A 14,082-nucleotide genomic window follows, 5' to 3' on the forward strand; every position below is an offset into this window, starting at 1 on the left:
GAAAGAATGCTTCAGTGGATAGTAATCATTTATTTCCTCGTCATTAATTTAGTATTGTTTAGTATGATGGGTTATGATAAAAAACAAGCAAAACGTGGGGACTGGCGTATTCCAGAACGCCGCTTATTGACGATAGGACTTGTCGGTGGCGGTCTAGGTGGGCTAATGGGACAAAAGAAATTTCATCATAAAACCCAAAAACCAGTTTTTGCATTGTGTTATTCAATTGGCGTAATCGCGATGATTAGTTGCATCTATCTAACGTTTAAGTAAGAACAAAAAAGGAGAAGCGATGAAAGGAAAAGTAAAAATTGGCTTAAATATGTTGTTAATGATTATCGTTTTAGGCGTAATCTTTTATGTCATGGATAATTCATTAAGTGATATTTTTGCTCAACTGATGGAAACGAGTTGGCTGGTGCTGATTGCTGTTATTTTTTTTGGAGTAGTTTATCAATTTGCAGAAGGGCGCTCAATCAAGGAAATAGCTCGTTATTTTAACAAAGACTTTACAACAGTGGATGGTTTTTTTACTTCTTGTTATGTAGCATTTTATCGGATTATTTCATTTGGCACGGGAACCTTGCTTTCAGAAATTTATTTTTATAAGAAAAAGGGAATTCCTGTTTCTAAAAGTGTGGGGATAACGGCATTACATATGATTATGTACAAAGCAGCCGTGATTTTTTTAGCAATTATTGGTTTGATTATTCAATTTTCCCTGTTTTATGAAAATGCGCCTAAGATGATTCCATTCATTTTAGCAGGTGTTATTTTAACATTAGTAATAATTGCAGCATTACTTATTTTATCTAGTAGCTTAAAGTTGCAAGTTTTATTGGTTAAGTTTGCCAATCGTTGGTTTAAACGACCAAAACTAAGAGATTGGGTGGATAATTGTAATTTACAAATCTATTCCTTGCGGGCGGCTGTCCAAACAATTACACAAGATCGCTCAGCGTTGCTTCGAATCTTTTCATGGAATGTATTTAAATTATTATTTTGGTACATTATTCCTTACATTGTTTTAGTAGAAAATCACCCGAATATTGATTTATTATTAGTGATGTCCTTTACCAGTTTTGCTGTTATTCTTTCAGGAGTTATTCCAACACCTGCTGGCATTGGTCCATTTGAATTTGTTTACTTATTGTTGTTTAAACCATTGGTCGGCAATGTTGATGCTGTAGCATCTGTTTTACTGTATCGATTTGGTAGCTTTGTGTTACCCTTTTTGATTGGCTTGGTTTATGTCGCCATTGAGAAACGAAAATCATTACGCATTGAGATTGAAGAAATAAAACGTCAAACAGATGAATAAGGTAGAACGAGAAAAAGAGTCGCTCTTTTTCTCGTTCTTTTTTTTTAAAAGGAATTGACTTGTACGAGGGATGTCTTATAATAGACTTAATACATGACTAAAAAATATTTTTTTGAACTAATAAAAATTATGGTAAAGGGGTGGCGAAAATTATTGCTGATTGTACAGCAGTGCTGTTATGCGGCGGGAAAAGTTCACGGATGGGATTTGATAAAGCATTATTGAAAATTCAAGGCCAATACGTGATCTTGCAAACAGCTGAAAAGTTAATGGAACTGTTCGAAGAGGTTATTTTAGTAACGAATGATAGTCAAAAATTTCCTAAGGCGTTTAGAAAATGCACAATCATTCAAGATATGTATCTTGGAAAGGGGCCATTAGGTGGGATTGTGACAGCAATGAACTATACTCAGAAAGCTGAAGTGTTTGTAATTGCCTGTGATATACCAACTTTTTCTCCTAAACTTGTGTATCAGTTAGCCTCTAAGCGTGGACAAAATCAAGTAACAATCTTTGACTTTGAAGGTCGTCAAGAACCATTATTTGGCTTTTATCGATGTTCTTGTTTACCAACATTTCAAAAACAGCTTGCGCAAAATAACTATCAGATTCGGCAAGAATTTGAGCATCTATCTGTAAAAACGGTGCAACTATCAAAAGAGAATCAACTTAAAAATGTCAATCGAAAAGAAGAATTGTCTCAGTGGTATCGATAAAAAGGAGGAATCGTAATGGATTTTTTCAGTAGTGAAGAAATAGTTGCAAGCTTAGGTGATAAGGCAAAAATGAAAGGGAAATTATCGTTTGTTCGACTCTGTATTTTAGGCATCATGGCTGGTTTTTGTATTGCACTGGGTTACTTGGCGTTTATTCGTATCACTGGAACCGCCCCCACAGAATGGGGAAGTTTTAACAACTTTCTGGGTGGAGCTTTATTTCCAGTTGGATTGATAGCGCTTACTTTTGTTGGTGGTGAGTTAGCAACAGGCAATATGATGGTAATGACATTAGGCGTATTACAGAAAAAGGTTCGAGTGGGCACTCTTTGTTATAACTGGCTAGTTGTTTTATTGACCAATTGTCTAGGCGGATTTCTTGTGGCGTATTTATTTGGCCATATTGTTGGGTTAACTGAAGGTGCGTTTCTGGATAAAACAGTCGCAGTTGCTCAGGCGAAAATTGCTGATCCACCGCTAGTTGCTTTTGTTTCAGGGATTGGCTGTAATATTTTTGTTTGTTTAGCGGTTTATCTCGGAGCGTTGGCAAAATCATATTTAGGTAAAATGTTTGGCTTGTGGTTTCCTGTCATGGTTTTCGTTGTTTGTGGGTTTCAACACGTGGTCGCCAATGCGTTTATTATTCCAGCGGCAATTTTTTCACAAAGCACCACAATCAGTTGGTGGGATTATTTGCAAAATACACTATGGGTATTTTTAGGCAATGCAGTAGGTGGCAGTCTTTTTATGGCCGTACCATTGATCTTTATGACAAAACCAGCAACTGTCAAACCAAGAGTTGAGAAAACGATTCAGACGGAGGAGCTCTATGGCAATTGAGATACCAAACATGATTCAAATTGGTTCTACTGGTCGGAATAGTGGCAAAACGACATTAGCCGAAGCCCTTATTAAACAGTACCAAGAAGTCTATCCAATTTATGGCTTGAAGATTATTACGATTAGTGGTCAACGAGGGGTGTGTCAACGAGGCACAAAAGGATGCGGAATTTGTACCAGTATTACAGCTGGTTATGAATTAGTAGAAGAGCAAGAGACGATTGGCAATAAAGATACCATGAAATTATTAGCTGCAGGTTGTCAAAAAGTTTTTCTATTGAAAGTTTTTCAAGAAAATTTGGCGGAAGCCATTCAGCAATTTCTGAAAGCTGTGCCGGCCCAAGCATTAATCATTTGTGAATCAAATTCATTACGTAATGTTGTACAGCCAGGACTATTTCTTATGATGAATAACCAGAATCGCCAAAAAGAATCAGCAAAAAATGTTATAGATAAAGCCGATTTTTGTTTACTATCTGCTGAAATACCAAAAGAATTGCGTATCTATTATCAAGGAGAACAACTTCAAGTTTCACTAAAAAGGGGGAATAAAAAGGAATGTGTGCATTAAGCTTAATTGAAAAAGAAGCGATTATTCTAGCAAACGATGCTGATCCACAACGAATTTTAAATATTTTAATTGAATTACAATTTGCTTCAGAGGAAGGGTATATCGATCAGGAAACAGCTCAATTAGTTGCAGAGCATCTACATTTAACGGAAGCGCGAGTCTATGAAATCGTCAGTTTTTATGCCATTTTAAAGACGGAACCGCAAGCGAAGTATGTCTTGAAGATTTGTAACAGCACACCGTGTCATTATACTGGTGGGGCGATGGTTGCAGAGGTATTAGAAACCATTTTAGAAGTGCCAGAGAATCAGCCGACCCCAGATGGCTTATTTATGTATCACAGTATTCCTTGTATCGGGGCTTGTGATTTAGGTCCAGTAATTAAAATTAAGGACACCGTTTTTAGTCAACTAACAGAAGAGAAAATTTATCAATTAATTCAACATTTACAAAATGATTGCTATGAAGGACTGTAGGAGGTGAGTCAATGCTTAAGAGAAACCAACCAATGTTATTAGAGAGAATGGGGAAAATGCAATCTGCGACCGATGTTTCTGAATATTGTAAATACGATGGATTTGATGGTTTAAAAAGAGCAATTTCACTATCGGATGAAGAAATTTTAAACGAACTGGATATTGCGCACTTAAGAGGTCGCGGTGGAGCAGCCTATCCTTTAGGAAAAAAATGGCGCCATCTTTATCATGCAAAAGGAACCACAAAGTACATTGTTTGTAATGCTGATGAAGGCGAACCAGGGACCTTTAAGGATAAAGTACTTTTATCTGAAGATCCATTGAGTGTGATTGAAGGAATGATCATTGCTGGCTATTTATTTTCAGCAAAAGCAGGTTATATTTATATGCGAGGAGAATATCGCAGAATCCAAAAAACATTTCAAGAAGCACTGGATAATGCACGACAAGCTGGCTTTTTAGGGGAAAACATTTTAGGAATTGAAGGATTTAATTATGATATTACGATTATTTCTGGTGCTGGCGCCTATATTTGTGGGGAAAATTCAGCACTTTTAAATTCAATTGAAGGAAAAACGGGGCGGCCGCGTGTCAAACCACCACACTTAGCAGATGTTGGTTTATATTTGCAACCAACATTAGTAAATAATGTTGAATCATTTGCAAGTGTTCCTGTAATTTTACGAGAAGGTGGACAAGCCTTTTTAGAGATGGGTACTGCCGATGGTGGCGGAACAAAGCTAATTTGTTTGTCTGGACATATTAAAAATCGGGGCTTATACGAGGTCAACCTTGGAACACCATTAGAAGAAATAATTTATGGCGAGCAATACGGCGGAGGCTCTGCAACTGGTCGATCATTAAAATTTATTCACTTCGGTGGACAATCCGGTCCAATTGGTGCTGTCGCAACGTTAAGGGATTGTTTGTATTCCTACGAAGATTTATGGGCCCATGACTTATCTGTCGGCTCTGGTGCAATTGTAGTAATGGATGATTCAGTCAATGTTGTGGACTATTTAGTACACGTGGCGGCCTTTTTTGCTCATGAGTCCTGTGGTAAATGCACCCCTTGCCGATTGGGAACAACTAGGATTTTGGAATTATTGAGTAAATTCAATCGGAACGAGGCAACAGCTAGTGATTTGCCACGATTGGAAAAGATGCTCACGCATGTCACGCGATTATCAGCTTGTGGTTTGGGCCAATCCGTCGCAAATCCAATGAAGAGTGCATTGGATTTGTTTCCAGAAGAATTTGAAACGACTGCTGAAACAGAAATCTATGCCACCAGCAAAGGAGGTTGGTAAAAATGAAAACAAAGTTGCATACGCAAACAGTTACATTGTCTATTGATAACCAAGAAGTAACTGTGCCTAAAGGGACTACCATTCTCGAAGCAGCGAAAGGGCTAGGTGTTGAAATCCCAACGCTCTGTCATTTAAAGGAATTAGCGCCTGATGGTTCTTGTCGGATGTGCGTGGTTGAGGTGGAAGGCGGCCGACGTGGTGGCTTAACAACTGCTTGTACGGCACATTGTCAAGAGGACATGGTTGTGTCAACACATTCTGAAAAAGTTGCTGATTCCAGACGTTTTATTCTTGATTTATTATTGAGTAATCATAAATTAGACTGTTTTTCTTGTGGAAAAAACGGGGATTGTCAATTACAACAGTATGCGCTAGATTATGGGATTGATGCCACTAGCTTTACCGAGGGAAAAAGAATGCCTTGCCATCAAGAAGATACCAGTAATCCATTTTTCTCTTATGATCCAGAAAAGTGTATCATGTGTCGTCGTTGTGCTCGTGTCTGTCAATTGCGGCAGGGAAGAGATGTACTCAGTATTGCTAATCGTGGCTTTGAAACAAAAATGATGCCGAATTATGGGCAGGCGTTTGATCAATCTATCTGTGAATCATGTGGCAATTGTGTCTCTTCCTGTCCTACAGGAGCGTTAACAGCAAAAGATACGAAAGAGTACCGCAAATGGGAAACCCAGAAAATTCCTACAACTTGTCCACATTGTGGGACAGGCTGTCAGATGAATTTACTCGTTAAAAATAATCGTTTGGTGGGTGTTGAACCTCTGGATGGACCAGCTAATAAAAATTTACTTTGTGTGAAAGGAAAATTTGCTTCATATAAATTTGTTGGGTCAGGAGATCGCTTAACGGAGCCATTAATTAAACGGAATGGGATTTTTGAACCTGCTTCTTGGGAAGAAGCCTTAACGCTTGTTTCGTCAAAATTTAACGAAATTAAAGCAGAAAACGGTCCGGATGCTCTTGCTGGTTTTTCGTGCTCTAGAGCGACAAATGAAGATAATTATGTCTTTCAAAAAATGGTGCGTGCTGCTTTTGGTACCAATAATGTTGATAACTGTGCCCGTGTTTGTCATTCGGCTTCGGTCCATGGTTTAGCCCAAACCTTAGGCTCTGGTGCGATGACTAATCCTATTGCTGATATCACTGAAGATGTCGACATGATTTTATTAGTAGGTTCCAATCCAGAAGAAGCTCATCCAGTTATTGGTGCGCAAATTCGCCAAGCCATCCAAAGAGGAACGCAAGTTGTTGTTGTTGATCCGCGGAAAATTAACTTAGTGAAGGATAGTGCGCTGCATTTACAAGTTCAGGCGGGAACGAATGTCGCATTTGCTAATGGCATGATGCATGTGATTTTGAAAGAAGGTTTAGCAGATCGCCATTTTATTGAAGAACGGACAGAAGGATTTTTAGATTTAGAAAAAATGGTGGCTGATTATACGCCGGAAAAAGTCGCAGAAATTTGTCATATTCATCCAGAAGATTTAATTCAAGCAGCACGCATGTATGCAAAAGCAGAGAAAGCACCAATCATTTATTGTTTAGGCGTAACGGAACATTCGACAGGAACTGAGGGTGTTATGAGTATGTCTAATTTGGCAATGTTGGTTGGTAAAGTTGGAAAACCAGGCTGTGGTGTCAATCCTTTGCGAGGTCAAAATAATGTTCAAGGTGCTTGCGATATGGGCTGTATGCCTTATGATTTCCCAGGCTATCAAAAAGTCAATAATCCAGAAGTAATCGACAAATTTGAAAAAGCTTGGCATGTGCCGTTAAATCGAAACACAGGTTTAACTTCTACTAAAGTCTTGCCAGCAGCAACGGCAGGAAACGTCAAAGGCCTTTATATTTTTGGAGAAGATCCAATTGTTACGGATCCAGACACAGGACATGTTCGTCAAGCTTTAGAAAGTTTAGACTTTTTAGTCGTTCAAGAATTATTTATGACCGAAACGGCTGCTTATGCAGATGTTGTTTTACCTGGCATCAGTTATGCAGAAAAAGATGGGACATTTACAAATACAGAACGGCGCGTGCAAAGAGTCCGCAAAGCTGTTGAACCAAGGGGACAAGCGCGAGAAGACTATGAAATTTTTTGTGAAGTCATGACACGGATGGGCTATCCTTGTGCGTATGAATCTGCAAAAGAAATTATGGAAGAAATTTCAGCTGTGACGCCTTCGTTTGGTGGAATTAATTATGAACGTTTAGAGAAGGAGAGCTTACAATGGCCTTGTCGTAGCTTGACAGATCCAGGCACGCCGATTATGCATGTGGGCAGTTTTGCTCGTGGGAAAGGTTTATTTAAAGCAATTCCGTATAAGCAAGCACAAGAATTACCAGATGAAGAGTACCCGTATTTAATGTCGACAGGCCGAATGCTTTACCATTACAATACCCGAGCAATGACAGGACGAACGGAAGGGATTAACCAAATAGCGAATCACTCTTATATTGAGATAAATGCCGTCGATGCACAAGCTCTGGGAATCCAAGAAGGTGACAAAGTTGAAGTTCATTCTCGACGTGGCAAAATCGAAACCTATGCGGCTGTCGGAAATCGAGTATTTCCGCAAGAAGTCTTTATGACATTCCACTTTCCAGATGGGAATGTTAACGAAATTACCAATGCTGTATTTGATGATATCGCCACAATTCCTGAATATAAAGTTTGTGCCGTTGCGATTAAACCAGTGAATAAATAAAAAAGGATGGTTAAAACATGATCGAGTTGGAAGAAGCACGAGAGAAAATGACCCAACATATGAAGAGTCAATGTGAAACAGAAGAAGTGGCGCTGCTTGATTCCTTGGGGCGGATTAGCGGAGAAACCATTTTTGCAGAGACAGCGATTCCTCATTTTCCTCGTGCCGGGATGGATGGGTATGCCGTTCGTGCAGTAGAAACACGAGGTGCGACTGCTGAAAGCCCAAGTTGTTTAAAAGTCGTTGGTTCTTTAGTGGCAGGGGATTCCATGTTTTATTGTAATCAGACGAATAACTGTGCGATTAAAATAACGACAGGTGCTTTTATTCCAACCGATTTTGATGCTGTAGTGCCACAAGAATGGACGGATTTTGGGCAGGACCATGTTAAAATTTTTCGCTCTGTCACTGCGGGCCAAAACTATGCGGAAATTGGAGAAGATATTGCTTTTCAGCAAAAAATTTTAGCAAAACATCAACAGATTAATAGTCGCATGATTGGTCTGTTGGCAATGCAAGGGATTGATAAAGTTGTTGTATTGAAGCGCATGAAGGTGGGGATTTTAGCGACGGGTAGTGAGTTAGTTTCTTTGGAAGAACCGCTGTCAGTTGGGAAAATTTATAATAGTAATCTCTACATGTTAGCAGCTTTTGTCAAAGCGAGTGGCAATGAAGTAATCCACCTAGACCATTGTTCAGATGACCCTGAAGAATTAGCGAAGAGGCTGATTGAGATTTCACCAAAACTTGATTTATTAATTACTTGTGGTGGTGTTTCGGTAGGTGAAAAGGACAATTTACCTTTAGCGATTAAACGTATCGGAGGAACAGAGTTGTTTCATTTTGTAAATATGAAACCTGGAACCCCAGTTATGGGAAGTCAATTTCAAGAAACACTCATTTTAAGCGTTTCAGGCAATCCGTTTGCGGCAATGGTTAATTTACATCTTTTTTACTGGACATTATTAGCTACTTTTTTTAATTGTGTCGAGTTAAATCTAAAGGAACGAACAGTAATTTTAGCGCATGAATTAGCCCCCAGTAGACTACGTCGATTTTACCGAGCGAAAGAAATAGATGGCAAAGTAAATTTAGTGACAAAAAGTCATCTTTCATCCAATTTATCAAATACTTTAGAAACAAATTGCCTGCTAGAACAACCAGCTGGTGTGTTACTCAAAAAAGGCGCGCTTGTAAAAGTCTATTATTGGCAAACTTGATGACAACCTGACCTAAGATTAGTATGAAAGTAAGAGCCTGGAACAAAAATCACTTTGGATTTTTGTTCCAGGCTTAAAAATTGATAAACGGCGGGAGCAGAAGCAACACTACGCGTTGCTCCGATCTCAACAACTTCTAAGGTGTTTTCTCGACATGCGTCTCGTCACAGTACAGCCTTCAAAAGAGCTACAGCTCTAAGAGTTGCGATGTTTCACTGTGAAGCATGAACAGATGAAATCATCGTACCTACTTGGTGAAGGTCCTTCGGAAATAAGCCGAAATTGTTGAGAATCACGAAGAACGTAGTGATTCGATGATGAACAATACCTACTTGGTCTCCAAAAATTAAAGAACACCGGATAGGTATCATGCAACATCAATTCGTTCCTCGTTGTGTTTTATGACAATTTTCGGAAATTCCTTCTTATTGCTGAGAAACACTATTTGCAAAGCAAATAGATGTTGAACAGTACCTACTTGGTTCTCGGAGTTAAGCACTTCTGTCCCGACCTCTTATTGCTTATCAAGTTTTAAGACTTAGACAAAAGTCTGGTCAGGCTAAGCGAAGCACGTAATTTTTGTCGCTTAACTTTTTTAACTTCGATTTCTCACTAAAAAAAATTATGGATGACAGATTGTTTTTTTGATGCAAGAGTGATACACTTGAAAAAGAAGTATTGTGTAAACGTTAACAAATGTCAAATGTGAGGTGGAGAGATGGTTCAAAGTAAGGAATTTACGCACTTGAATACACAAGGAGAAGTGCATATGGTTGATATTTCGGAAAAAAATGACACTCAAAGAACAGCCCTCGCTTATGGAGAAATTCACATGTTGGAAGCGACAGCAGAAGCGATCCAGACCCAAATGATTAAAAAAGGTGAAGTATTACAGGTAGCAAGAGTAGCTGGGATTACCGCCGCAAAACGAACGTTTGAATGGATTCCTTTGTGTCATTTGGTTGCTTTGACAAAGTGTGAAATTCAGTTTAATTGGCGCAATCAAACTTGTTTAGAAGTACGTTGCTTTACAAAAACAGTGGGTTCAACTGGCGTTGAAATGGAAGCGCTAACAGGTGTGCAGACAGCACTCTTAACAATTTATGACATGTGTAAAGCAATTGATCGCGGAATGACAATGACAAACATTGGTTTATTAGAGAAAAATGGTGGACGCAGTGGTCATTTCATTCGTTCTTCAATTAAATCAAAGGAAAGTGATGAGTGAACAGCATGAAAGATGCATTTAACCGTGAAATTGATTATGTTCGTTTGTCTTTAACAGATCGTTGTGACTTACGTTGCACGTATTGCATGCCAGCAACAGGTCTTTGCTTTTTAAAAAAAGAGCAGCTTCTAACAGATGATGAGATTATTTTTTTACTGAGGATATTAGCGAAAGAAGGCATCAAAAAAGTTAAATTAACAGGTGGTGAACCGCTTGTTAGACCAAATTTACTCTCTTTAATTAAAAGGATAAAGCAAATCTCAGGCATCGAAAAAGTAACCCTAACGACTAATGGCATGAAGTTAGCTCGTGAGGCTCAAGGGTTAAAAGAGGCGGGCTTGGACGGCATTAATATTAGCTTAGACACTTTGGATCCAGAAGAATTTCGAGAAATAACAAGAGTTGGTCAGTTAAGGAATGTTCTGGCGGGCTTAGAACAAGCGATTGATGTGGGATTACCTAATATCAAAATTAATACTGTAGCTAGGAAAGAGCTAAGTGAAGCAACAATTGTAGAACTGGCTGAAATCGCTAAGAAAGAGACTGTGCATCTTCGTTTCATTGAAATGATGCCAATTGGATTAGGGAAGGAGCATCCAGGTAAGCAACAAGAAGAAGTAGAAGACATTTTAACCAAACATTATGGAACGTTACAACCATACCAAAAACCATTGGGCAATGGCCCTGCTAGTTATTACGCCTTAAAAGATTTTAAAGGAAAAATAGGTTTTATTAGTGCATTAGGGCATTGTTTTTGCGAGACGTGCAATCGAATTCGAATTACTGCAGACGGCCATTTAAAAACGTGCCTGCATTCTGCAGACGGCTACTCGTTAAAGGAAGCTTTAGCTAAGGAACAAACAGCAGAATTGTTAGGGATTATCAAGAGTGGCATTGCCTGTAAGCCTGAAAAACATCTTTTCTTGGAACAACAAGGAGAACAACGATTTATGTCACAAATAGGAGGGTAAGCATGAAAACAGGAGAAATTATTGCAATAAATATTAGCCCACGAAGAGGCACACAGAAAAAGGAAATTCCTGAAGTCAACTTAATTAAAGGTTTCGGATTAGAAAATGATGCGCACGGCGGGAATTGGCATCGACAAGTCAGTTTGTTATCTTTTGAAGAAATAACGGCTTTCAATGAAAAAGGAGCTCGGGTTGGCAATGGTGCTTTCGGGGAAAACATAATCGTCTCAGGGATTGATTTACGTCAATTACCTGTTGGAACGAAAATGAAAATAGGCGATTCCGAATTGGTGGTTACTCAAATTGGGAAAGAGTGCCATAAACACTGTCAGATTTATGCGCGAGTGGGCGATTGCATCATGCCTAGAGAAGGAATCTTTGCAGTTGTTGTGACAGAAGGTCATATTAAAAAAGGAGACCAGTTAGACGTTGTTTAAAGTGGGCATTGTAACATTAAGTGATCGTTGCTTTCAAGGACTTGCTGTCGACCAATCGGGTTCCTTGATTCGTGAACAGTTACCTGCGCTCTACCAGGTAACCAAACAAACCATTTTACCAGATGAAGAAAATCAATTAGTAGAGCTATTGCAAGAGTGGTCTAAGACCTGTGATTTGATTTTAACGACAGGCGGCACAGGGTTGAGTGAACGGGATCGGACCCCAGAAGCTACCTTACGTGTAGCAGAGCGAATCATTCCTGGGATCAGTGAGGGCTTGCGTCAACTTAGCTTGGAAAAAACACCATTTGCTATGTTAAGTCGAGGCGTTTCTGTTCAAAGAGGACGCACGCTCATTGTTAATTTGCCTGGTAGTCCAAAAAGTGTAACAGAACATTTGCATTTTTTGTTGCCTGTTTTGCCCCACGCTTTGGATTTAATCACAAATAAAAAAATCATACATGATGAGGAATAAACCATGAAAACAATTCGAACAGAAGAGGCAGTTGGCCTTCCGTTGAGTCATGATATTACGCGAATTGACTATGGAAAGACCAAGGAAGTGTGTTTTAAAAAAGGACATATAGTTGTTCAAGAAGATATTCCAATTCTTTTATCATTAGGGAAAAAACATCTGTTTGTTTCCTTGGATCCAGCAGAAATACATGAAGAAGAGGCAGCGACATTTTTGTATAACCTGTTAACAGATGACTCATGTCAGCCGAGTGAAGTCCATGAAGGAAAAATTGTTGCTAAAGCTAGCACGAGAGGTCTTTTAAAAGTCAATCGAGAAAAATTAATTGCTTTAAATGAAATTGAAGGTCTTGCCTTGTCAACTAAAATTACCAATATAGAAGTTCAGAAAGATGAAAAAGTTGCAGCCTTTCGAGTGATTCCACTAACAATTTCTAAAAGCCAATTAGAAAAGGCATGCCAGTTCAGCACGTCTGAGCCACTAATCTCTGTGAAACCTTTCAAAAAAATACGGGTCGGGATTGTAACTACTGGCAGTGAAGTTTACACAGGATTGGTTGAGGATGCTTTTTACCCTGTGTTAAAAGCCAAGTTCTCCGCGTATCCTTTAGTTACGATTGTCAAGCAAGAAATTGTCGATGATCAGCCGCAAAAAATTACTGTTGCAATCAAAAAGATGTTAGCACAAGGGCTTGATCTGATTGTTTGTACAGGTGGTATGAGTGTAGATCCTGATGATTTGACACCGTTAGCAATTAAGCAGACAGGTGCTGAAATCGTAACCCATGGGACACCAGTCTTACCAGGCTCAATGTTTTTGCTGGCTTATAAAGGAGAGCAAACGATCATTGGCTTACCAGGTGGTGTTTTATTTTCAGAAAAAACGGTTTTTGATTTGTTGTTACCAAGATTAATGGCCAAAGAAGTGATTAAAAAATCTGAAATTATTGACTTGAGTTATGGCGGGTATTTATAAAAGAAAAGAGGCGTTCAAATGTCTAAACAAAAAAAGACTGTGTTCTTGCTTAGTTTATTCAGTTTAGTTGCCCTAATTGCTGCATGTACAAATCAGCCGCAAAAAGAAACAGTTTCAACAAAAAAAGAAGAAATAACCCTTGCGGCAGCAGCTAGCTTAGAATCAGTCATGGAGAAGAAAATTATTCCAGCCTTTGAAAAAGAGCATCCAGATATTCAGGTAACTGGAACCTATGATAGTTCTGGAAAATTACAGATGCAAATTGAAAAAGGCCTAAAAGCCGATGTATTTTTCTCGGCTTCGACAAAACAAATGAATGCATTGGTTGCAGAAAAACTAATTAATAAGAAAAGTGTCGTTCCTTTATTGGAAAACCAGCTTGTTCTTATTGTGCCTAACCAAGATCAAGCAAAGTGGCATGATTTTTCTGATTTAAAAAAAGCCCAAATGATAGCAATTGGTGATCCTGCGAGTGTTCCAGCTGGTCAATATGCCGAAGAAGGCTTAAAAGCTTTAGGTGCTTGGTCCTATGTAGAAAAACACGCAAGCTTTGGTACGAATGTAACAGAAGTCCTTGAATGGGTAGCGAATGCAAGTGCAGAAGCTGGCTTGGTTTATGCGACAGATGCAGCAACCAATTCAAAAGTAGCGATTGTTGCGGCCATGCCTGAAGCTGCTTTGAAGAAGCCAATCATCTATCCAGTTGGTAAAGTTGCCGCCTCTAAGAAACAAAAATCAGCGGATGCTTTTTTAAATTTTTTACAGAGTCAACAATGCAGAAAATATTTTGAAAATATTGGCTTTAAGTTAACAAAGTAG

At 38.9% G+C, this 14,082-nt stretch carries 15 protein-coding genes; all 15 read left to right on the forward strand.

Annotated elements, in window-relative coordinates; all coding sequences use genetic code 11:
* Positions 1–6 precede the first annotated feature (6 nt).
* The 15 genes from IGM09_RS05810 (at position 7) to modA (ending at position 14,082) form a co-directional block, all read left to right on the forward strand.
* Positions 7–273, forward strand: a complete 267-nt coding sequence (locus IGM09_RS05810) for a DUF1294 domain-containing protein (RefSeq protein WP_002357729.1) — start codon at positions 7–9, stop codon at positions 271–273.
* A 19-nt stretch (positions 274–292) separates the two neighbouring features.
* Positions 293–1,321, forward strand: a complete 1,029-nt coding sequence (locus IGM09_RS05815) for a lysylphosphatidylglycerol synthase transmembrane domain-containing protein (protein ID WP_002360426.1) — start codon at positions 293–295, stop codon at positions 1,319–1,321.
* 140 nt (positions 1,322–1,461) lie between these two features.
* On the forward strand, positions 1,462–2,037 hold the full coding sequence (gene mobA / locus IGM09_RS05820) for a molybdenum cofactor guanylyltransferase (protein WP_002361748.1): 576 nt from the start codon (positions 1,462–1,464) through the stop codon (positions 2,035–2,037).
* Positions 2,038–2,052: 15 nt separating this feature from the next.
* Positions 2,053–2,877, forward strand: coding sequence for a formate/nitrite transporter family protein (locus IGM09_RS05825; protein ID WP_010775809.1), 825 nt, complete (start codon positions 2,053–2,055; stop codon positions 2,875–2,877).
* Entirely contained in the window at positions 2,867–3,448 is a 582-nt protein-coding gene (locus tag IGM09_RS05830; protein WP_010775810.1) for a hypothetical protein, read from the forward strand. The genes IGM09_RS05825 and IGM09_RS05830 overlap by 11 nt, the downstream gene beginning before the upstream one ends.
* Positions 3,436–3,924, forward strand: a complete 489-nt coding sequence (locus tag IGM09_RS05835) for an NAD(P)H-dependent oxidoreductase subunit E (protein WP_016617932.1) — start codon at positions 3,436–3,438, stop codon at positions 3,922–3,924. Before IGM09_RS05830 ends, IGM09_RS05835 begins: the two co-directional genes overlap by 13 nt.
* Before the next feature lie 11 nt (positions 3,925–3,935).
* Complete coding sequence (locus IGM09_RS05840; RefSeq protein ID WP_033624949.1) at positions 3,936–5,234, forward strand: complex I 51 kDa subunit family protein; 1,299 nt, start codon at positions 3,936–3,938, stop codon at positions 5,232–5,234.
* Between the two features lie 2 nt (positions 5,235–5,236).
* Positions 5,237–7,957: a formate dehydrogenase subunit alpha gene (gene fdhF, locus IGM09_RS05845; RefSeq protein ID WP_033624950.1), complete on the forward strand. Its 2,721-nt coding sequence runs from the start codon at positions 5,237–5,239 to the stop codon at positions 7,955–7,957.
* A 17-nt stretch (positions 7,958–7,974) separates the two neighbouring features.
* Positions 7,975–9,177 carry a molybdopterin molybdotransferase MoeA gene (locus IGM09_RS05850; RefSeq protein ID WP_010713440.1) on the forward strand — a complete coding sequence of 401 codons (1,203 nt, stop codon included), beginning with the start codon at positions 7,975–7,977 and terminating at the stop codon, positions 9,175–9,177.
* A gap of 718 nt (positions 9,178–9,895) precedes the next feature.
* Positions 9,896–10,405, forward strand: a complete 510-nt coding sequence (gene moaC, locus IGM09_RS05855; RefSeq protein WP_010713439.1) for a cyclic pyranopterin monophosphate synthase MoaC — start codon at positions 9,896–9,898, stop codon at positions 10,403–10,405.
* Positions 10,402–11,376: a GTP 3',8-cyclase MoaA gene (gene moaA, locus IGM09_RS05860; RefSeq protein ID WP_074653131.1), complete on the forward strand. Its 975-nt coding sequence runs from the start codon at positions 10,402–10,404 to the stop codon at positions 11,374–11,376. The genes moaC and moaA overlap by 4 nt, the downstream gene beginning before the upstream one ends.
* Positions 11,377–11,378: 2 nt before the next feature.
* Positions 11,379–11,813 carry an MOSC domain-containing protein gene (locus tag IGM09_RS05865; RefSeq protein WP_002357714.1) on the forward strand — a complete coding sequence of 145 codons (435 nt, stop codon included), beginning with the start codon at positions 11,379–11,381 and terminating at the stop codon, positions 11,811–11,813.
* Positions 11,806–12,288 (forward strand): MogA/MoaB family molybdenum cofactor biosynthesis protein, encoded by a 483-nt coding sequence (locus IGM09_RS05870; RefSeq protein ID WP_016617934.1) that lies wholly within the window; start codon positions 11,806–11,808, stop codon positions 12,286–12,288. The genes IGM09_RS05865 and IGM09_RS05870 overlap by 8 nt, the downstream gene beginning before the upstream one ends.
* A 3-nt stretch (positions 12,289–12,291) precedes the next feature.
* A complete protein-coding gene (locus IGM09_RS05875; RefSeq protein WP_010713437.1) occupies positions 12,292–13,263 on the forward strand; it encodes a molybdopterin-binding protein in 972 nt (323 codons plus the stop codon).
* A gap of 18 nt (positions 13,264–13,281) precedes the next feature.
* The gene (modA, locus tag IGM09_RS05880; protein WP_002357711.1) at positions 13,282–14,082 is read left to right on the forward strand and encodes a molybdate ABC transporter substrate-binding protein; all 801 of its coding nucleotides are present in this window, start codon (positions 13,282–13,284) and stop codon (positions 14,080–14,082) included.

This window comes from Enterococcus sp. DIV0167 (assembly GCF_050541555.1).
Taxonomy (GTDB): domain Bacteria; phylum Bacillota; class Bacilli; order Lactobacillales; family Enterococcaceae; genus Enterococcus; species Enterococcus faecalis.

Bases quoted from the DNA above. Each gene is read 5' to 3' on its own strand.
- IGM09_RS05810 (WP_002357729.1), top strand. From the start codon at position 7: ATGCTTCAGTGGATAGTAATCATTTATTTCCTCGTCATTAATTTAGTA.
- IGM09_RS05815 (WP_002360426.1), top strand. From the start codon at position 293: ATGAAAGGAAAAGTAAAAATTGGCTTAAATATGTTGTTAATGATTATC.
- IGM09_RS05825 (WP_010775809.1), top strand. From the start codon at position 2,053: ATGGATTTTTTCAGTAGTGAAGAAATAGTTGCAAGCTTAGGTGATAAG.
- IGM09_RS05830 (WP_010775810.1), top strand. From the start codon at position 2,867: ATGGCAATTGAGATACCAAACATGATTCAAATTGGTTCTACTGGTCGG.
- IGM09_RS05835 (WP_016617932.1), top strand. From the start codon at position 3,436: ATGTGTGCATTAAGCTTAATTGAAAAAGAAGCGATTATTCTAGCAAAC.
- IGM09_RS05840 (WP_033624949.1), top strand. From the start codon at position 3,936: ATGCTTAAGAGAAACCAACCAATGTTATTAGAGAGAATGGGGAAAATG.
- fdhF (WP_033624950.1), top strand. From the start codon at position 5,237: ATGAAAACAAAGTTGCATACGCAAACAGTTACATTGTCTATTGATAAC.
- IGM09_RS05850 (WP_010713440.1), top strand. From the start codon at position 7,975: ATGATCGAGTTGGAAGAAGCACGAGAGAAAATGACCCAACATATGAAG.
- moaC (WP_010713439.1), top strand. From the start codon at position 9,896: ATGGTTCAAAGTAAGGAATTTACGCACTTGAATACACAAGGAGAAGTG.
- IGM09_RS05865 (WP_002357714.1), top strand. From the start codon at position 11,379: ATGAAAACAGGAGAAATTATTGCAATAAATATTAGCCCACGAAGAGGC.
- IGM09_RS05875 (WP_010713437.1), top strand. From the start codon at position 12,292: ATGAAAACAATTCGAACAGAAGAGGCAGTTGGCCTTCCGTTGAGTCAT.
- modA (WP_002357711.1), top strand. From the start codon at position 13,282: ATGTCTAAACAAAAAAAGACTGTGTTCTTGCTTAGTTTATTCAGTTTA.